Origin of the sequence: Maribacter sp. HS, assembly GCF_048059195.1 — a bacterium.
GTDB lineage: Bacteria > Bacteroidota > Bacteroidia > Flavobacteriales > Flavobacteriaceae > Maribacter > Maribacter dokdonensis.
This window is the reverse complement of the sequence record NZ_JAYLVV010000010.1, coordinates 36,671-56,935: the sequence shown is the minus strand read 5'-3', so window position 1 is coordinate 56,935 and position 20,265 is coordinate 36,671. Positions and strand designations below refer to the sequence as shown.

The window sequence follows — 20,265 nt, the reverse complement described above, 5'->3', positions numbered from 1 at the left end:
TTGCTACCGCTGTAAGTTAAGTGTTTGGTAGTTAAAGTTTTGATAAGTATTTCGTTAGGTGTACTATTTAAAATATCTTTTGTAGGAATTTATTTTCAACATTTGATATCCAACCTATGAAAGTTCTCGTGCGAAGTTTTCTGTTCATGTTTGTAATTGTTGTCAATGGTCAAACAATAGAAGAACCTCCAGAGAAAAATCAACCTTCTTCATTGACGGGAATAGCGGTTACGGGGCATGCATATCCTGTTTCTGCAATAGGTGATGTTCACAAATCTTTTATGGTTCAATATGGGGTTACAAAATCTTTGCAATTAGAACTTCAAGGGTTTTACGATACTTATATTTTGTCGGAAAGATTCCGATCTAGTTTAATGGTAAAGTATTATCTGAATAAAAAATTGTACTTGCTCTCTGGTCTAGATGCGGAAATTGCAACTGAAAATTCAGAAGTTGGACAAGCACCTTATCGACTTGGCTTTGTAGCGGGAATGGGATATGATGTTACGGAGAATTTCATGCTTGAAATAAAAAGTAGTATTCAATTGAACGAAACTGGTATAGGTGCTTTTGGTGAAACTCAAATTGAAATGCCATCTGTTTATACCATTGGCAGTAAATGGAAATTTTAATAACTTTTTCTAGGGTGGTAGGTATTCATGACCTCCGCCAAATGAGATCGGTCTACGTGCATATAAATTTCTGTAGTGGTAATACTCTCATGTCCTAGCATTTGTTGAATTGCACGTAAATCTGCACCATTTTCAAGTAAATGAGTGGCAAATGAATGTCTAAAGGTGTGAGGGCTAATACTCTTGTTTAATCCAATAGTGGTCGCCAAGTTCTTAACAATAGTAAAAATCATGGCTCTGGTAAGTTGTTTTCCTCGTCGGTTCAAGAACAAAATATCTTGAAATCCTTCCTGAATTTTTAAATGTACCCTAATTTCATGTCTGTAAATATCAATATATTTTTTATTCACGTGACTTATAGGTACAAATCGCTGTTTATCACCTTTGCCGGTAACTTTAATAAAATCTTCATCAAAAAAAAGGTCGGAAATTTTTAAGCTAATTAGTTCGGAAACTCTTAAACCACAGCCATATAAAGTTTCTAGCATAGCTCTATTTCTTTCACCTTCTGGTGTACTTAGGTCAATGGCGTTGATCAAATCATCTATTTCAGTTTCTGAAAGCGTATCAGGTAACTTTCGTCCTATTTTTGGAGATTCTATTAAGTCTAAAGGGTTGTCTTTTCTATAATCTTCAAAAATTAAGTATCCAAAAAAGCTTTTTAAGCCAGATATGATACGTGCTTGTGATCTGGGGTTTACTACTTTGGCCGCCTCATATATAAATTGCTGAACGGTTTGTTTGTCAATAAGAATAGGGGTGGTATTAATGTCGTTCGCTTCTAGGAAGGTCATAAGCTTTTCAATATCTCTAGAGTAACTTAGAATAGAGTTTTTAGATAGTCCGCGTTCCAGTTTAAGGTAGGTGGTAAAATCTTTAAGCGCATGTTTCCAATTCATGGTTTAAAGATAAAGAATACATTAATTCTGTGGTAAATAATGTATAGATGGAAGAAATACTGGTTTATTGGGATATGTAATTCCTTGTTAAATTTTTACTTTTACACCTATTAAATAAAATGGACTTTTAGTCAATAGTCCTATTAATCAATCAATTTTTAATTAAGTCAAGTACATTAAAAAAACAACAAAATGAAAAAACTATTATTTTTAGTAGCAGCGGTTATTTTAGGAACAAATGTTTCTAACGCACAATCTGATTACACATTTGCAGCCGGTTTAGGTCTGGATTTATTTTCTGGGGTAACATTAGTTGGTCCAAGTGCAAAATATTTCTTTGCAGAAGAGCATGCAGGTCAAGCGGAGTTGATGTTTGAAAGCGGATTAACAACTTTAACAGCTCTTTACGAATACCATGGTGATATTTCAGGAGCTGATGGTTTACAATGGTTTGCTGGTGCAGGTCCTTCAATCTTATTTTTTGGAGAAGGCATAGGGACAGAGATAGCACTTAGACCAATAGTTGGTTTAGATTATAAAATTGATGGAGTGCCATTAGCTTTTTCGTTTGACTGGAGACCCTTTATAGGTCTTGGTGATCTTCTTGGAAATGAAGTTGGTGCTTTTGGTATCGGTGTTAGATACGTAATTGAATAGAAATTTCAGCATTTTAATATTAAAAGGGGAAGCTAAGCTTCCCCTTTTTTTGTACTCCAATAGGTGATTTTGTGTTAAAATAGAATTATAAAACCTATTTAAAAGCAGTGTGTACAACTACTTTAAGGGTGTTCACAACAAAGATTCATGTAAGCTAAGTCTTACCTTTATTTTTGATGAAAACAAACCAAACCAACCATGAAAAAGTTTTTTATAATACTTATTGTTTCATTTTTTTCGACCGGTATTTATGCTCAAGAAGGGTTTAAGCTAGGAATACAGGCAGGTTTGCCATTTAATGATTACAATGAAGCGGTAAGTGTAGTACTTGGTGCAGATTTCTCGTACATGTACCCGTTAGGTGAAGTTGTTGATGTTGGTCCGGCTATAGGTTATATACACGGTTTTGCTGAAACTTTTCAAACTACAATTATAAGGGAAGAGCAAAAAGCTGTTCAATTTATGCCATTATCCGCAGGTGTTCGTTTTTGGACCTCCAATTATTTCTCTTTTGGCGGTAATGTTGGTTATGCCGTGGGTATCAATGATGGTAACGAAGGTGGACTTTATTATAGACCTACTTTGGCTTACTTAATGAGTTCAAGTGTAGAGGTCAATGTTTCTTACACAGGTATAGATATAGATGAGACCTCTTGGACTACTTTGACACTGGGTATTGTTTTCAACTTTGAGCCTAAGTATAGAACTCGACGTTAGTTTCGCTGTTCTTTAGTTAACTATTATACTTCTTTGATTTCTTATTAATTGTTAAGTAACATTCGTTATTTTTGATACATGAAGATTATCATAATTAACGGTCCTAACCTAAATCTATTGGGTAAAAGGGAGCCAGAAGTTTACGGTGCACAGACTTTTGAAGATTATTTTTCAAAATTGCAGTTTAAGTTTAAAGATGTTGAGTTGGAGTATTTTCAATCTAACATAGAAGGAGAACTTATTTCTAAAATACAAGAAACTGGTTTTAGTTATGATGGTATAGTCCTCAATGCTGCGGCATATACCCATACTTCTGTTGGTATAGGAGATGCGGTAAAGGCTGTAGAAACTCCTGTCATAGAAGTTCATATTTCCAATACCCATAAGCGCGAAGAATTTAGGCATATTTCCTACATATCGCCTGCTGCCAAAGGGGTTATTTTGGGCTTTGGATTAAAAAGTTATGATCTAGCCATTGAGAGTTTTTTATTTTAACTCAATAAAATAATTAACATCTAGAGAGCGGTGTACATTCGTAAATAATAGCAAACTATGCTGTTATGAAAAGAATTGTATTTCTGTTATTTGGTTTTGCCATATTACTTATTGTTTCATGTAGTGATAAAGACGAGTTGGCACTTAGTCCAAATCCAAACGCGCCTATTGATTCAGTTGGGGTACTGACGACCATAAATGCTTTTTCAAATTTATCTTTTTCCAATCCTTTGGATCTACAATCTCCAGATGATGAAAGTAATAGAATTTTTGTAGCTGGGAAAGATGGGAAAATAAAATCCTTTTCAAGTGAATCTGAGGTAGGTGAAGTAAGTACATTTTTGGATATTTCTGATCGCATAGCCACCGAGAGCGAACTAGGGTTGCTAGGCTTTACTTTTCATCCGGAGTTTAGTACAAACGGTTTTTTATATGTTATTTATACGCCCAGTGAAGAATTGGCGGTGATATCTCGCTTTAAGGTTTCTGATAACGATTTGGATATTGTGGATATGTCTAGCGAAACTATTTTATTGGAAATTCCTCAACCAGATACTAATCACAATGGCGGTCAGTTGGCATTTGGACCTGATGGGTATTTATATATTGCATCTGGTGATGGTGGTGGCTCAGGTGATCCCAATGGTAATGCACAGAATTTAGAAAACTTATTGGGTAAGATATTGCGTATAGATGTAAATACTACAGATGCTGGGTTAAATTACGCTATACCAGCAGATAATCCTTTTGTAGAAGTAGAAAATGCGAGGGGTGAGATATATGCATACGGATTAAGAAATCCGTGGAGATTTAGTTTTGATGTAGCTACCAATACCATTTGGGCTGGTGATGTTGGTCAAGGAGAGAAAGAAGAAATTAACCTTATTGAAAAAGGAGGTAATTACGGTTGGAATATTCTTGAGGGAACTTCTTGTTTTCTTGAAGATGATTGTGATACCGCAAACACTATGGCGCCAATTTATGAATATGGTCATGAAGAAAATGATAGGTCCGTTACCGGTGGTTATGTGTATAGAGGAAGCAGTTTACCTTCGTTACAAGGTTTGTATGTGTACGGTGATTTTGTATCCGGCAGAATTTGGGCTTTAGATGTAAACGGTAATAACAAATTGATCGTAGATACGGATTTGGCTATATCGTCATTTGGTACGGATGCAAACGACGAATTGTATATATGTGCCTTTGATGGTAGTATTTATCAGTTGACTACTGAAATGGAAGAACAGCCTTAAGCGTTGTCTTCTGGCTTTAAATATTTTTCTTCAACATAGAATGTTGCGAAGGGTAGAAGTGAAGCTATACCAAAAATGAAAACTTTCTTAAAAGACCATTTATGGGTAAAGCCCACTATTAATGTAAGTGCTATGAAAGCGATAAAAAGCACTCCGTGGGCGTAGCCAACATATTTGTTTGGTTCTGGTATTTCTGCCCAGTATTTTAATGGCATGGTCACCCCGAACAACGCCAAATAGGAGATTCCTTCTAAAATTGCCGTTGCTCGAAATAACTTTAACATGCTAAATTATATTAAGTAGTAAATTATAAATGAATAACCTCGTCATAAGCTGCTGCCACTGCTTCCATAACAGCTTCGCTCATTGTTGGGTGTGGGTGAATTGCTTTAAGAACCTCATGTCCTGTAGTTTCTAGCTTACGGCCAAGAACGGCTTCAGCGATCATATCGGTAACACCTGCACCGATCATATGACAACCTAACCACTCACCATATTTAGCATCAAAGATTACTTTTACAAATCCGTCAGAAGCACCCGAAGCTTTCGCTTTACCACTTGCCGAGAAAGGGAATTTACCAACTTTAATATCTATTCCTTTTTCTCTGGCCTGCTTTTCGGTTAAACCTACAGAGGCTATTTCTGGAGAGCAATAAGTACAACCAGGTATATTACCGTAATCTAATGGCTCAACATGCATTTCTGCTAATTTTTCAACACATAAGATACCTTCTGCCGATGCTACGTGAGCAAGTGCTGGTCCAGGAGTTACATCACCAATGGCATAGTAACCAGGTATGTTGGTTTGGTAATAATCGTTCACCAAAATCTTATCACGGTCGGTAGCAATACCAACATCTTCTAACCCTATGTTCTCAATATTGGTCTTAATACCTACGGCAGAAAGAACAATATCGGCTTCAAGAACTTTTTCTCCTTTAGCTGTCTTAACGGTAGCTTTTACCCCGTCACCAGAAGTGTCAACAGAAGTAACTTCTGCAGAAGTCATAATCTTTACACCTGATTTTTTGAAACTTCTTTCCAATTGCTTGGATACGTCTTCATCTTCTACCGGTACAATGTTAGGTAGGTATTCTACAACCGTAACTTCGGTCCCCATAGAATTGTAAAAGTATGCGAACTCTATACCGATTGCACCACTACCAACAACGATCATTTTTTTAGGTTGCTTATCTAAGGTCATTGCCTCTCTGTACCCAATGATCTTCTTACCATCTTGCGGTAAGCTTGGTAGCTCTCGGCTTCTTGCGCCTGTAGCTATAATAATATTACTGGCACTATATTCCGTAGTGGAACCATCTTCAGCCTTAACTGAAACTTTTTTACCAGCTTTTAAAGTACCGTAACCTTTAATAACCTCAATTTTATTCTTCTTCATTAAGAATTGAACCCCTTTGCTCATTCCTTCTGCAACACCACGGCTTCTTTTCACGACAGCATCAAAATCCTTATCGGCACCTTTCACTTTTAAACCATAATCTTCGGCATGTTGCAGGTATTCAAATACTTGTGCAGACTTCAATAAGGCTTTGGTAGGTATACAACCCCAATTTAAGCAAACGCCTCCTAGACTCTCTTTTTCTATAATGGCAGTCTTAAAACCTAATTGTGCAGCCCTAATTGCGGTAACATATCCACCAGGACCACTACCTAAAACGATAATATCGAAAGTGCTCATATTTTGATTTTTTGTAGTTTTAATTGAGGTGCAAAAATACAAAACCTTTATCAAATTATTTGTAGGTTTTTAAAATATGACCTTTAATCTAAAATTGTGATATTTTATTAGGAGTCATCCTAAATGTGGTATATAGGTTTTAAAGTAAAAAAGAGGTCTTTAAGACCTCTTTTTTACTTCTAAATTGTTAGGCTATATGAACTATTCTGCAGGAACAAAATTTAAAGCCACACCGTTAATGCAATGGCGTAAGCCTGTTGGGGCTGGTCCATCCTCAAAAACATGTCCTAAATGCCCCCCGCAAGTGGCACAGTGCTCTTCGGTTCTTTTGTAACCAATTTTATAATCTACATCATAAGCTACATTACCTTCTATTTCCTCATAAAAACTGGGCCATCCGGTACCTGAATCAAATTTGGTATAACTTTTAAATAAAGGAGTGGCACAGGCGGCACAAACATATGTACCTTTTTCTTTGTTTTTAAGAAGTTCACTGGTAAACGGATTTTCAGTAGCAGCTTCGCGTAGAACGTAATATTCGGCATCGGTCAATTCTTTTCTCCATTCACTGTTGGTTTTTTGAATAGGAAATTCTTTTTTATCCTTATCAATGCTGCTAGATGTCATCTCTTTCTTTTGTGCATTACCCTTACAGCTTACAAAGAGTATTAAAAGTGCAATAGCAAAATGTAGTTTCATATTATATTTTTTTAATTATGTCGATGAATTTATATAATCCTTTCAATGTATAGTAATTACGATACATTTTTGGTTAAGGTTTTAATAAAATAAATAAAAGCCTTTGAAGATTATTCAAAGGCTTTTACTCATATAGGTTAATTCCTGGGATATTTATTATAATGTTACTTTCTGGACTTCATCTTCCGAAATACCTAAATGTGACATTACAGAGTTGATGTTAGAAGTATCTAACTTTCCAGTGGTAGATTCCGCTGGTAATATGGCGATTCTAAATACTTGGTCATCAGTATCACCTGGTTGTAAAGTTGATAGGTCAAAATCTGATTCTAAGAAAATACTAACATCAAAAAAAGTATAATCGTAATTATATTGTAACAAGCCTTGATTTAATATTCTAGTTTGTGGCATTAACCTCCAAATATCAACAGATTCACCGTTACTATCTTCAGTTACATCCCATAGCATGTAAACTAAAACTACATCGGTTTCAAAAACTTCTATAGTTTGTGGAAACTCATAAAAGATAGAATAGTCATTGTCCAAGGTAAAAGTGCCTTGTATGTCTACCACTTTGCCTAAGATATTAATTCCGTCCGCACCATCGGCACCATCAGCACCATCAAATCCATCAAACCCTTGTGGTCCTTGTGGTCCTTCACACGAAATAAAAAATAGTGTTACAAGTGCTCCTAGAAATACATTTATTTTTTTCATAATGTTATAATTTTTGGTTTGAGTTTTTATTTTGAATTGTTATTTCAAAAAGCGTTCCATTTTTGGTATTTAAATATATAAATCGGATATTAACTGCTATATTTTCAACAAAAATGAAATGTAGTTGAGCGTCTTTAAAAGATGATTAGCTTTACAAAAATAAACACTCCATATGCCTAACGTACATGTTTACTCATTATTTACAGATTATGATATCAATCTTTTTAAAGGGGGAAAGCATTATCGACTATATGATAAACTAGGATCTCATATCGTAGAAGTTGATGGTGTGGCCGGTACATACTTTGCTGTATGGGCACCTTCGGCGAAAGCGGTTTCTGTTGTCGGTAACTTTAATTTGTGGAATACAGAGGAGCATCAATTAAATGTGAGATGGGACAGCAGTGGTATTTGGGAAGGTTTTGTTCCCAATATTGGAAAGGGTGAGATCTATAAATATAAAATACAGTCTAACAATAATGATATTTGGACAGAGAAAGCTGATCCTTTTGCCAGGTATTGTGAGCATCCGCCTAACACGGCATCTATAATTTGGACTGCTGAGCACAATTGGAAAGATGATGCTTGGATGGGCTATAGAAAAGATAAGAACGGTTTGGATAAACCTTATTCGGTTTACGAAGTTCATTTGGGATCTTGGAAGAAAAATGCCGAAAACAAATTTTTGACCTATAAGGAATTTGCAAAGGACCTTGTGGAATATGTAAAGGAAATGAGGTATACACATGTGGAGTTTATGCCTATAATGGAATATCCTTACGATCCTTCTTGGGGGTATCAACTAACAGGGTATTTTGCCCCCACATCAAGATTTGGGTCGCCAGAGGAGTTTAAATTACTGATAGATACTTTTCATCAAAACGATATAGGGGTCATATTAGATTGGGTGCCGTCTCATTTTCCGGAAGATGCGCATGGTTTAGGCTTTTTTGACGGCTCGCACTTGTATGAGCACCCAGATAGAAGAAAAGGATATCATACAGATTGGAAGAGTTTGATCTTTAATTATGGTAGAAATGAAGTGAGGGCTTTTCTGATTAGCAATGCTTTATTTTGGTTAGATCAGTTTCATGTAGACGGCTTGCGTGTAGATGCCGTAGCCTCCATGTTATATTTAGACTATTCTAGAGAGGAGGGTGAATGGGAGCCAAATATGTATGGTAACAACGAGAATTTAGAGGCTATGTCCTTTATACGTGAACTAAATGAAGCGGTATATACCAACTTTGAAGGTGTACAGACCATAGCGGAAGAATCTACTGCATTTTCAGGCGTATCAAAACCGGTGGCACATGGTGGTTTGGGCTTTGGTATGAAATGGATGATGGGATGGATGCATGATACCTTACAGTTCTTTAAGAAAGAACCCATCTATAGAAAACACCACCAAAATGATCTTACGTTTAGTATGACCTATGCGTTTACCGAAAATTTCATGCTTCCTTTTTCTCATGATGAGGTAGTTTATGGTAAGCAGTCTTTGGTTTATAGAATGCCGGGAGATGAGTGGCAAAAATTCGCAAATTTAAGATTGCTATTTGGGTATATGTTTACCCACCCGGGTACAAATTTAATGTTCATGGGGGGTGAATTCGGTCAAACGGCAGAATGGAATTTTCAACAAAGTTTAGATTGGCATTTGTTACAGTACAGTGTGCATAAGGGAGTACAGGATTTTGTAAAGGATCTAAACCATTTATATAGAAATTCTCCGGGGTTATATGAAAAACAATTTAGTCCAGAAGGTTTTCAATGGATAGATTATGGTGATCATGAAAACTCGGTATTAACATACGTTCGCAAAGGACATGATGAGAAGAACGATTTGGTGATTGCGTGTAACTTTACTCCTGTACCAAGAGAAAATTACAGAATAGGAAACCCGAAAAAAGGAAAACTAAAGGAAATTTTAAATAGTGACGATGCCAAATATGGTGGCGGTGGCAACCTAAATGATAAGATAACATCATCAACCAAACCTTCGCACGGTCATAAGAAGTCTATCGTAATAACGATACCGCCTTTAGGGATAGTAATATTGAAATAATCATAATAAGTTGTCGTTTAAATACATCCAATTGTAAGAGTTTCTGATTTACCGACTGTTATGCTAATAATTAAGAATTCATGATCACAAACACAGAGCTTGAATATAAAGGTAATTTATATCCAAACCACATCGTTGAATTTGCACAGGACACTGATAAAATCTATTTCACCACAGATAACGGAGTAGTATTACAAATAACTATCCTTAGGGGTAGTATTATACGGTTTAGGTACGCCACAAATTACAACTTTGAACCTGATTTCTCTTATGCCATAGACCCCGAGGCTACTATGGGCTATAGTAAATTAGAGGTGGTAGAAAATGATACGGAATATATAATCTCTACGGCACGTTTAAATATTCTGGTAGACAAGAAAACGTTACGAACCCAAATTTCTGATTTAAACGGTACTATTATCAATGAAGATGAGTTAGGCTTTCATTGGGAAGAAAATTATGAATATGGTGGAAATACCGTAAAGTTGAGTAAGATTACCCAATCTGGTGAAAGTTTTTATGGAATGGGCGATAAAGCCATGCATAGCAATTTAAAGGGTAAAAGAGTGGAGAATTGGGTAACTGATCAATTTGCCTACGCAAAAGAGCAAGATCCGCTGTATAAGGCCATTCCTTTTTATATAGGTTTAAATAAAGGTATAGCCTACGGTATCTATTTTGACAATAGTTTTAGAACAGGCTTTGATTTCTCTCAAGAACGAAGAAATATTACCAGTTTTTGGGCAGAAGGTGGAGAAATGAACTATTATTTCATATTTGGTCCAGATATGCCAAAAGTGGTCAGTTCATACTCTAGCCTTACCGGTACTCCAGAGTTACCACCCATGTGGGCATTAGGTTTTCATCAATCTAAATGGAGCTACTATCCAGAAAGCAATGTAAAGGAAATTGCCAGTGAATTTAGAAAGTTACAAATACCATGTGATGCTATTTATCTAGATATAGATTACATGGATGGTTTTAGGTGTTTTACTTGGGATAAAAACCATTTCCCTGACCCAAAGCGTATGATTCAAGAATTGGAGGAAGACGGATTTAAGACCGTGGTGATGATAGATCCAGGTATAAAAGTAGATCGCGATTATTGGATTTATAATGAAGCTCTTGAAAATGGTTATTTCTGTAAAAGAGGAGATGGTCCGTTAATGCATGGAAAAGTGTGGCCGGGAGAATGTAATTTTCCTGATTTTACAAACCCAGCAGTGCGTGAATGGTGGGCAGAATTGTACAAGGAATTTATGTCGGATTTAGGTGTTCATGCAGTGTGGAACGATATGAATGAACCTGCTGTGATGGAAGTTCCATCAAAAACGGCCCCATTAGACACTAGGCATGATTATGATGGTAACCCGTGTACCCATAGAAAAGCACATAATGTTTATGGTATGCAAATGGTTAGGGCTACCTATGAAGGTGTTAAAAAATATGTTTATCCAAAAAGACCGTTTGTAATAACAAGAGCGGCATTTTCAGGGACCCAAAGATATTCTTCTACGTGGACAGGAGATAATGTGGCTACATGGGAGCATTTGTGGATCGCTAATGTACAAGTGCAGCGTATGTGTTTAAGCGGGTATTCATTTGTTGGCTCTGATATTGGTGGTTTTGCAGAACAACCAGATGGCGAATTATTTGCTAGATGGGTGCAATTGGGAATTTTTCACCCATTTTGTAGGGTGCATTCCAGTGGGGATCATGGTGATCAAGAACCTTGGTCCTTTGGATCTGAAATAACGGATATCGTAAGAAAATTTGTAGAACTGCGCTATCAGCTATTACCGTATTTGTATACGATGTTTTACAAGTATACCAAGGAAAATGTACCTATGGTGCAGTCTTTGGTCTTTTTTGATCAAGAGGATAATCAAACTCACTTTAGGACAGATGAGTTTATTTTCGGTGATAAGATATTGGTATGTCCAATACAAGAACCTAATGCTCAAGGACGCCGTATGTATGTGCCAAGGGGCGAGTGGTACGATTTTTGGACAAATGAGTTTGTAAAGGGAGGTAAGGAAAAATGGGTTGCGGCAGCATTGGATATGATTCCGATCTTTGTAAAGGCAGGATCTATTATTCCAAAATACCCGATACAGCAATATGTTGGAGAGAAGAAAATAGAAGAGCTTGTTTTAGATGTGTATTATAAAGAAGGCACTGAAACCTCTGAAGTTTACGAAGATGCCAATAATGGTTATGATTATAAAAAAGGAAGATATTCTCTAAGTAATTATAAGCTCACGGGTAAAGACAACTCCTTGATTATTCAATTGTTCAAGGATGGTACTTTTGATACGGAGTATGAGAAAATGAAGTTGAATTTTCACGGACTTCCATTTGAGATCAGTAGTGTTAAGATAGATAATGAAGAAATACCGCTAAAGAGTATAAGCATTAATGATAACAATGATTTGCTTATAGACAAAAACTTTACCTTATTGCATTTATCAGGAAAAGAATAACTTTGTAGTTTTCTACCATTAACTAAAATGAACAAAAAATGAAAAAACTAGTATTAATAATATTCGTCTTTATAGGCGTTTCGGCTTGTAAGGTTAATCCCTTTACTGGTCAAAAAACATTGAATTTTTACCCAAATAGTCAAGTATTTCCATCTGCATTTGCACAGTATGACCAATTTCTAACGGAAAATAAGGTGGTTACAGGTACTGCAGATGCGCAAATGATTACTAGGGTTGGTCAGCGAATTTCTTCGGCTGCTGAACGTTGGTTAACGGCTAATGGGCATCCAGGTTATTTAAAGGACTATGCTTGGGAATATAATTTGGTAAATGACGAAACTGTAAACGCTTGGTGCATGCCAGGTGGTAAAATTGTTTTCTATACGGGTATATTGCCCATAACACAAACAGAGACCGGTGTAGCTGTAGTTATGGGGCACGAAGTTGCCCATGCCTTGGCAGATCATGGTGCACAGCGTATGAGTGCAGGTACATTACAACAGTTAGGTGCCGTAGCAGGTAATGTTGCAATTAAAAATCAGCAAACTTTAGGTATTTTCAATCAGGCATATGGTGTAGGTACCCAGTATTTAGGTATGCTGCCTTTTAGCAGAAGTCACGAGACGGAGGCAGATAGAATTGGCTTGCAGATTATGGCAATAGCAGGTTATGACCCTTATGAAGCTGCGGAATTATGGAAAAGAATGAAAGCGAACAGTGGTGGAGAAGCACCGCCAGAATTTATGAGCACGCACCCATCTAACGATACCAGAATAAATAATCTTACAGCTTGGGCGCCAGATGCCGCTGCAGAAGCCGCAAAATTTGGGGTAACAAATTTTAAGTAAAACTTTAAGGATTATTGTATATTGAAGCCGTTCAGAAATGATCGGCTTTTATTTTTATATATGGGGAAGACACTAGTTTTAAAAGGAAGTAAGAAATTATTGAACGCTTGGGCCTTTTATGACTGGGCAAATTCCGTTTACAGTTTAGTAATATCGTCGGCAGTTTTTCCAATATTTTATGGCGCACTTTTTAGAATTGCCGGTATTGAAAAGGTGACCATTTTTGGTGGGGAAATAGCAAGAGCACCATTAATAAGTTACACAACATCTTTGGCCTTCGTTTTTATAGCCATCATAACACCATTAATTTCTGGCGTTGCGGATTATTTGGGAAACAAGAAGGTTTTCATGAAATTCTTCTGCTACTTAGGAGGGTTGTCATGTATTGGTTTATACTGGTTTTCATTGGAAAATATATACTTTGGGTTAGTATGCTACTTTTTTGGTCTTGTAGGGTTTTGGGTGAGTTTTGCCATTAACAACTCCTACCTGCCGGATGTTGCTTTTCCAAAACAGCAAGATGCAATTAGCGCTAAAGGATTTACACTAGGGTATATAGGAAGTGTGGTGCTTTTGGTTTTTAATTTGGCTATGGTCATGAAACCGGATTTTTTTGGAATAACCACAGATGAATCTGGTGCGGCCGAAATTAAGGCCATGAAATATTCTTTTGTAACCGTTGGTATATGGTGGATACTTTTTGCACAGTACAGCTTCTACTATTTGCCAAAAGGCTACAAAAAAGAAGGGGAGCGCACCAACATTGTTTTAAATGGTTTTAAAGAGTTAAAGCAAGTGTGGCATCAGTTAGGGGATCAGGTGAGGTTAAAAAGGTATCTAGGTGCATTTTTTGTCTATAGCATGGCAGTGCAAACTGTGATGTTGATAGCAACTTATTTTGGGGAAGAAGAAATTGCTTGGGGTACGGATTCTGAAAGAACTACGGGGCTTATCATTAGTATATTGGTTATTCAATTGGTGGCAATTTTAGGGGCTACGGTTACCGCAAGTGCGTCAGAAAAATTTGGTAACATAAAAACATTGATCGTGGTAAATGCCCTTTGGGTAGCCATCTGTATTTATGCCTATTTTGTAATAACGCCTACGGACTTTTATATAGCCGCTGGTTGTGTTGGGTTGGTTATGGGTGGTATACAGGCGCTTTCTAGGTCTACCTATTCTAAGTTTTTGCCAAATACTACAGATACCACATCTTTTTTCAGTTTTTATGATGTTGCGGAAAAGATTGGAATTATAATAGGAACATTTTTATATGGGGCAATAGCTCAGAGAACGGGTAGTATGAGAAGTTCTATCATCTTTTTGGGCGTATTCTTTCTGATCGGCATGATATTGCTTGTGAGAGTACGCGAAACAAAAAAGCCCCTTTAAAAAGAGGCTCAGTTGAATTGATTGTTCGCTATTTTGATCTTATGCTTTTATCCTTTTGAAATGTCGCCAGAACCAGAAGTTTTTGTGTTTACTTTTTCAGGATTTCCTCTATAGGAAATATCCCCAGAACCAGATACCCTTGCTTTTAAAGACTTATTTGCGGTAACCTGTATATCTGCTGAACCGGATATTGTTGCGTCAACATTATCAGCTTCTAGGTCATATGCTTCAATATCTCCACTACCTGAGATTGTAGCTTCAAAATTGGTGGTGTCACCGCTTAAAGTAATATCTCCTGAACCCGACATTGAGGCAGATATATTTTGAACATCAAGGTCTAAAGTAATATCACCTGATCCTGACATTGCTGTTTTGAAATCATCAGTTTTGATTTTTGTTTTGCCAACAATATCACCTGATCCTGACATAGAAACAGAACTTATAGATTCAACGGGTACGGTAATATGAATTCCAGATTTCCAATTGCTTGTTTTTAAATTAACACCCTTTTCTGTCTTGATCACCAGTTTGCCGTCTTTGACTTCGGTAATTATGTACTCCAATAGATTTTCTTCACCTGTTAAGGTTATTTCACCCTCGTTGCCAGATACCAAATCAACATCGAACCAGCCCGATACGGCTACACCGTCATAACCCCCTGTATTTCTCTCAATGGTAACATTGTTACCGTTTCCTTTAATAGTCTTTCCCCATTGCGCTGAACAAGATAGTGAGATTAACCCTGCACATACTAATACACTTAATTTTCTCATGATATTCATTTTTAATTGATTGATTTATTTTTTGCTAAAACTTATGCCGCCATAGTCGCTTGTAAGTATAATTTTGTTGCCACTGCCTTTAGAACCATAAAATCCTTCATAGTGTTTGTCAGATGATTTTTCTATGCTAATGTTAATAGTGAAGTCATCTTTGCCACTTACACCGGCATAACTGGTAGAAATATCGAAATCAAAATGATAGGCACTGTTGTATCCAATTTTAACTCCGGTATAATCCGTTCTAATTTCTACATCGCCAGCGTCTGCAGCAAGTTCATCTATTCTAATGGAGCCATAGTCAGCTGTTATAGATACATCTCCATGAACGACGCCTAGTTTTACTGTGATATAATCACCATTGCCATCTATGCTTTGTAGTTCTTCAATGTCCATATTGCCATAGTCACTGGTATAATCTAAATTGCCCATTTTGCCTATACTTGCATTGGTGTAATCAGCATTGATATGAAGGTCGCCGGCTTTCTCAATAGTAAAGCCCGAGTAATCTGCTCTAATTTCACCACTGTTGATAAAACCAATAGTGGATTTTGAAGTATAGTCAAAATTTAAACGATTGTTACGGCCTCTAAGCTCACCAAGTTCAAGTCTGCCATAGTCACAGTTTATTTTGGCGTGCCCGTCTATTCTGTCCAAAATTATATTGCCATAATCATTACTGAGGTCAACATTGTTTTTAACGGGCACCTTAATGGTGTAATTGATCTGCATATTAACGTTGTTGTTATTTCCCCAGCTCCATCCCCAGCCATTGTTATTTTTGTTGAAAATGGTTTTGGCGTAAACTCTTTCGTTATTGGCTTCAAAATCAACTGAAATTTCATCTAATTTTTTTTGGACCTTGTCTTCATTGTTGCCATTGGTCTTAATGTGAACTTCAATTACTACTCTATTTTCATTCCAAGAAGTTATATTTAAGTTGCCATAAGAATTGTCTATTTTTAGCAACGCGTTGGTACTTACGTTAAACTCTTTTTTAATGGTCTTTTCTTTGGTATGCTTACCATCAAAAGAAGTGTCATTAGCGAAGGCTACTGTTGAGAAAGCCAAAAATAATAGCCAAGTATATTTATATAGTAAAGTTTTCATCATGTGATTTTTTAATTGATTTAATATTTTCAATTTGAATCATAACCTCGTTTAAAAGATCGATTCTGGTTTGGAAATTGGTAATCATGGCACTTAAAATTAACTTGCTGTTACCTCCATTTAAAAGGTCTTGCTCCATTTTGGTATAGTTCAGCTGAAGCTTTTTTAGTTGGACCATGGTGTCATTAATAATTTTTTCTGTTTCGGGTGATTTTTCTGAATTCAGTTCTTTTACCTGCTCTTCGATTAAATTCGCAAAATAAAATTGTGTTTTTGATGCTTCTGGCGAAATCTCGGCAACTTTTTCTTCAATACTTGATGCTGTGTTGAATTGGGATAATCCAACCGTTAATAAAATGGCAAATGATGCTGCGACCGATAGAAAAAGTAACCAACTGTTCTTTTTCTTGGGTGTAAGTGTAGCCACGCCTTTAGACTCGTTCAGTTTTTCTAAGAATCGCTGTTCGTGCCCGCTGGCGGGTTCGGCATAATCCAATTTGTCATGTAGCTTTATAAAAAGCTCGTCAATAGTATCTTTCTTCATTAGACTGCGAGTGTTAGTTTTTTCCTTAAACTTTCTTTTGCTCTAGAAACAGTAGTTCTGCAATTGGCATAACTAATGTTCATGATTTCACTAATTTCATCATAATCAAATCCTTCAATTAGATGTAAGGTCAAAGAAATTCTGTAGTTGTCTTTTAAATCTTTCATGGTTTCCATCACTTTTTGAGCCTTTAGTTCTGTAAACACATGGTCAGATGCAATTCCGTCATTATCTTCGACCCTGTACAATACCTCATCTAAAGCAACTTCGTTCTTTTTTTGTTGCTTTCTATATTGATGTATACTGTTATTAATAACAATACGCTTTAACCAGGATCCAAAAGTTACTTCCCCTTTAAAAGTATGCAGTTTCGTAAATGCGCTTAAAAACGATTCTTGCATAATGTCTTCTGCTTGGGCAGAGTCTTTTACGATTCTGAGTGATGTATTGTACATAGCCTTGTAATACCTGTTGTACACTTCTAGCTGTGCACTTTGTTTACCGGCTAAGCACAATTGCACTAGCTCATCAATATGTTCTCTTTGTTGGCTCAAAAAGTGATTGGTTTATTGAAAGATGAACCAAAATACAGTTTGTTACAGTTTGATGGAAATAAATTTTAATTATTCCATAAGCAATAGTTGGGTATTTATTGAAATGATTTATTTCAGTTGGCACAAGAATTGAATTAGATAATAGCAAATGAAAGTGCAAAAAGCCGTATTTAACTGATTTTCATTGTTTTTACGGCAATTATGTATAATTTATAAAAACTAAATTCTGTTAATTTAATGACAGAATGACCGATATATGAGTATGGGAGATTCTAAATTTTCAAATTTTGACAATATGTCCTTACAAGGAATAGACCAAGATTCTGAGCTAATTCCATTATTGACTCCAGAAGATGAGGAGCAAATGAATAGTGAAACCTTGCCAGAGACCTTGCCTATATTGCCTTTAAGGAATACAGTACTTTTTCCTGGTGTAGTAATTCCTATTACGGCGGGTAGAGATAAAAGTATTCACTTAATTAAGGATGCCAACAACGGCTCAAAAGTAATAGGTGTAGTTTCCCAAAAAGATGAGGAAACGGAAAATCCTGATGTAAAGGATATAAATACCTTGGGTACGGTAGCCAAAATTTTACGTGTGCTACAAATGCCAGATGGTAATACCACCGTTATCATTCAAGGTAAAAAGCGTTTTGAGATTGCCGAAGTCTTAACTAAGAAGCCTTATATAACAGCTACAGTTAGAGAAACCGCAGAAGTAAGACCGGAAAAGAACGATAAGCAGTTTTTGGCAATTATAGAGTCTATTAAAGAATTGGCTTTAAAAATTATAAGGGATAATCCTAATATTCCTAGCGAAGCATCTTTTGCTATTAAAAACATTCAAAGTGATTCTTTCTTAATAAACTTTGTTTCGTCCAATCTTAATTTGGATGTAAAGGCGAAACAAGAGTTGTTGGAAATAGGTAGTCTGCAAGAGAGAGCGTTGGCAACATTGAAATATATGAATGTTGAAATGCAAAAGCTTGAACTTAAGAATGATATTCAATCAAAAGTTAGAAATGATCTAGATCAGCAACAGCGGGAGTATTTCTTGCACCAGCAGATGAAGACCATTCAAGAAGAATTGGGCGGTGTTTCTTATGATGAGGAGCTAGAGGAGATGAAGGAGAAGTCCAAGAAAAAGAAATGGGGCAAGAAAGAAAGAGAGCATTTTGAAAAGGAATTGTCGAAAATGAAGCGGATGAATCCGCAGGTGGCAGAATATTCTATTCAAAGAAATTATTTGGATCTGCTATTGGATTTGCCTTGGAAAGAATATTCTAAGGATAAGTTCGATTTAAAAAGAGCAGAAAGAATTCTTGATCGTGACCATTATGGTTTAGAGGATGTAAAGAAAAGAATTGTGGAATATTTAGCGGTTTTGAAGCTGCGTAATGATATGAAATCACCTATTCTTTGTCTTTATGGACCTCCAGGAGTAGGTAAAACTTCATTAGGTAAATCTATTGCAGAGGCGTTAGGTAGAGAGTATGTAAGAATGTCATTAGGTGGTTTAAGAGATGAGGCTGAAATTAGAGGTCACCGAAAAACATATATTGGTGCAATGCCGGGTAGAATTATTCAGAGCCTAAAAAAGGCGGGTAAATCTAACCCTGTTTTTATCTTAGATGAAATAGATAAGCTGTCCAATAGTCATCAAGGTGATCCTTCATCTGCTATGTTAGAGGTTTTAGATCCTGAACAGAACAGTGATTTTCATGACAATTTCTTAGAATTGGGTTATGACCTATCTAAAGTGATGTTCGTTGCTACTGCAAATAATTTGGGCAGTATACAGCCGGCACTTAGAGATCGTATGGAAATTATCCATGTAAGTGGTTACACTATTGAGGAAAAGGTTGAAATAGCTAAAAAACATTTGTTGCCAAAACAATTGACGGAACATGGTTTAGATGCTAGTCATTTAAAAATTGGCAAACCACAATTAGAAAAAATTGTAGAAGGGTATACAAGGGAATCTGGAGTACGTTCTTTAGAAAAGCAAATCGCCAAAATGGTACGTTATGCTGCGAAATCTATTGCCACTGAAGAAGACTATGAAGTAAAGGTGAGTAATGAAGTTATCATAGAAGTTTTGGGTGCGCCTAAAATGGAGCGTGATAAATATGAAAATAATGAAGTGGCAGGTGTTGTTACCGGATTGGCTTGGACCAGTGTTGGTGGCGATATTTTATTTATAGAATCTATACTTTCAAAAGGTAAGGGAACCATGAGTATTACGGGTAACCTTGGTAAAGTGATGAAGGAATCTGCGACCATTGCTATGGAATATATAAAATCTAATGCCGATCGTTTTGGTATAGATGCCGCGGTATTTGAGAAATATAATGTTCATATTCATGTACCAGAAGGGGCAACACCTAAAGATGGTCCAAGTGCAGGTATTACTATGTTGACCTCTTTAGTGTCATTGTTTACGCAAAAACGTATTAAAAAGAGCCTTGCAATGACCGGTGAGATCACATTGAGAGGCAAAGTGCTTCCGGTAGGTGGTATAAAGGAAAAGATTCTTGCCGCCAAAAGGGCAAAAATTAAGGAGATTATTCTTTGTGCAGATAACGAGCGTGATATTAAGGAAATCAAAGAGTCATATTTAAAAGGGTTAACGTTTCACTATGTAAAGGAAATGTCAGAAGTTATTGACATTGCCATTACAGGGGTTAAAGTAAAAAACGCAAAGGAGCTATAACTTAGC

Annotated in this window: 19 protein-coding genes; 10 read left to right on the top strand and 9 right to left on the bottom strand. The window is 36.3% G+C overall.

Annotated elements, in window-relative coordinates; all coding sequences use genetic code 11:
• Positions 1-116: 116 nt before the first annotated feature.
• A complete protein-coding gene (locus VBZ51_RS17860) occupies positions 117-632 on the top strand; it encodes a hypothetical protein (protein ID WP_416577817.1) in 516 nt (171 codons plus the stop codon).
• Here the strand turns inward: VBZ51_RS17860 and xerD are convergent.
• Positions 629-1,531 (bottom strand): site-specific tyrosine recombinase XerD, encoded by a 903-nt coding sequence (gene xerD / locus VBZ51_RS17855; RefSeq protein WP_416577816.1) that lies wholly within the window; start codon positions 1,529-1,531, stop codon positions 629-631. The genes VBZ51_RS17860 and xerD overlap by 4 nt on opposite strands.
• Before the next feature lie 192 nt (positions 1,532-1,723).
• Between xerD and VBZ51_RS17850 the strand changes: the two genes are divergently transcribed.
• The 4 genes from VBZ51_RS17850 to VBZ51_RS17835 all read left to right on the top strand — a co-directional run bounded on the left by VBZ51_RS17850 (position 1,724) and on the right by VBZ51_RS17835 (position 4,653).
• Positions 1,724-2,188 (top strand): hypothetical protein, encoded by a 465-nt coding sequence (locus tag VBZ51_RS17850; protein ID WP_071339986.1) that lies wholly within the window; start codon positions 1,724-1,726, stop codon positions 2,186-2,188.
• 198 nt (positions 2,189-2,386) lie between these two features.
• Complete coding sequence (locus VBZ51_RS17845) at positions 2,387-2,905, top strand: outer membrane beta-barrel protein (protein ID WP_416577815.1); 519 nt, start codon at positions 2,387-2,389, stop codon at positions 2,903-2,905.
• Positions 2,906-2,983: 78 nt separating this feature from the next.
• Complete coding sequence (aroQ, locus tag VBZ51_RS17840) at positions 2,984-3,400, top strand: type II 3-dehydroquinate dehydratase (protein WP_416577814.1); 417 nt, start codon at positions 2,984-2,986, stop codon at positions 3,398-3,400.
• Positions 3,401-3,465: 65 nt separating this feature from the next.
• Positions 3,466-4,653 (top strand): PQQ-dependent sugar dehydrogenase, encoded by a 1,188-nt coding sequence (locus VBZ51_RS17835; RefSeq protein WP_416577813.1) that lies wholly within the window; start codon positions 3,466-3,468, stop codon positions 4,651-4,653.
• Here the strand turns inward: VBZ51_RS17835 and VBZ51_RS17830 are convergent.
• The 4 genes from VBZ51_RS17830 to VBZ51_RS17815 form a co-directional block, all read right to left on the bottom strand.
• A complete protein-coding gene (locus VBZ51_RS17830; RefSeq protein WP_071339983.1) occupies positions 4,650-4,937 on the bottom strand; it encodes a DUF3817 domain-containing protein in 288 nt (95 codons plus the stop codon). The genes VBZ51_RS17835 and VBZ51_RS17830 overlap by 4 nt on opposite strands.
• A 23-nt stretch (positions 4,938-4,960) precedes the next feature.
• Positions 4,961-6,352 (bottom strand): dihydrolipoyl dehydrogenase, encoded by a 1,392-nt coding sequence (lpdA, locus tag VBZ51_RS17825; RefSeq protein WP_058105750.1) that lies wholly within the window; start codon positions 6,350-6,352, stop codon positions 4,961-4,963.
• 201 nt (positions 6,353-6,553) lie between these two features.
• Entirely contained in the window at positions 6,554-7,051 is a 498-nt protein-coding gene (gene msrB, locus VBZ51_RS17820; protein WP_416577812.1) for a peptide-methionine (R)-S-oxide reductase MsrB, read from the bottom strand.
• A 156-nt stretch (positions 7,052-7,207) separates the two neighbouring features.
• Complete coding sequence (locus VBZ51_RS17815; protein ID WP_416577811.1) at positions 7,208-7,768, bottom strand: collagen-like protein; 561 nt, start codon at positions 7,766-7,768, stop codon at positions 7,208-7,210.
• Between the two features lie 172 nt (positions 7,769-7,940).
• Here VBZ51_RS17815 and glgB point away from each other — a divergent pair, with 172 nt between their 5' ends.
• The 4 genes from glgB to VBZ51_RS17795 all read left to right on the top strand — a co-directional run bounded on the left by glgB (position 7,941) and on the right by VBZ51_RS17795 (position 14,559).
• Positions 7,941-9,836 carry a 1,4-alpha-glucan branching protein GlgB gene (gene glgB, locus VBZ51_RS17810; RefSeq protein WP_416577810.1) on the top strand — a complete coding sequence of 632 codons (1,896 nt, stop codon included), beginning with the start codon at positions 7,941-7,943 and terminating at the stop codon, positions 9,834-9,836.
• Positions 9,837-9,916: 80 nt separating this feature from the next.
• Positions 9,917-12,319, top strand: coding sequence for a glycoside hydrolase family 31 protein (locus VBZ51_RS17805; protein WP_416577809.1), 2,403 nt, complete (start codon positions 9,917-9,919; stop codon positions 12,317-12,319).
• A gap of 38 nt (positions 12,320-12,357) precedes the next feature.
• Positions 12,358-13,167: a M48 family metallopeptidase gene (locus tag VBZ51_RS17800; protein ID WP_058105755.1), complete on the top strand. Its 810-nt coding sequence runs from the start codon at positions 12,358-12,360 to the stop codon at positions 13,165-13,167.
• Between the two features lie 60 nt (positions 13,168-13,227).
• Entirely contained in the window at positions 13,228-14,559 is a 1,332-nt protein-coding gene (locus VBZ51_RS17795) for an MFS transporter (RefSeq protein ID WP_416577808.1), read from the top strand.
• 47 nt (positions 14,560-14,606) lie between these two features.
• Here the strand turns inward: VBZ51_RS17795 and VBZ51_RS17790 are convergent, their stop codons facing one another.
• The 4 genes from VBZ51_RS17790 to VBZ51_RS17775 are packed head-to-tail and all read right to left on the bottom strand — an operon-like array spanning position 14,607 to position 17,546.
• Positions 14,607-15,332 (bottom strand): head GIN domain-containing protein, encoded by a 726-nt coding sequence (locus VBZ51_RS17790; RefSeq protein WP_416577807.1) that lies wholly within the window; start codon positions 15,330-15,332, stop codon positions 14,607-14,609.
• Positions 15,333-15,356: 24 nt separating this feature from the next.
• Positions 15,357-16,448 carry a hypothetical protein gene (locus VBZ51_RS17785; protein ID WP_210708057.1) on the bottom strand — a complete coding sequence of 364 codons (1,092 nt, stop codon included), beginning with the start codon at positions 16,446-16,448 and terminating at the stop codon, positions 15,357-15,359.
• Positions 16,429-16,992, bottom strand: coding sequence for a hypothetical protein (locus tag VBZ51_RS17780; RefSeq protein ID WP_058105759.1), 564 nt, complete (start codon positions 16,990-16,992; stop codon positions 16,429-16,431). The genes VBZ51_RS17785 and VBZ51_RS17780 overlap by 20 nt, the downstream gene beginning before the upstream one ends.
• The gene (locus VBZ51_RS17775) at positions 16,992-17,546 is read right to left on the bottom strand and encodes an RNA polymerase sigma factor (RefSeq protein ID WP_058105760.1); all 555 of its coding nucleotides are present in this window, start codon (positions 17,544-17,546) and stop codon (positions 16,992-16,994) included. Before VBZ51_RS17775 ends, VBZ51_RS17780 begins: the two co-directional genes overlap by 1 nt.
• A gap of 262 nt (positions 17,547-17,808) precedes the next feature.
• Between VBZ51_RS17775 and lon the strand changes: the two genes are divergently transcribed.
• Entirely contained in the window at positions 17,809-20,259 is a 2,451-nt protein-coding gene (lon, locus tag VBZ51_RS17770) for an endopeptidase La (RefSeq protein ID WP_058105799.1), read from the top strand.
• Positions 20,260-20,265 lie beyond the last annotated feature (6 nt).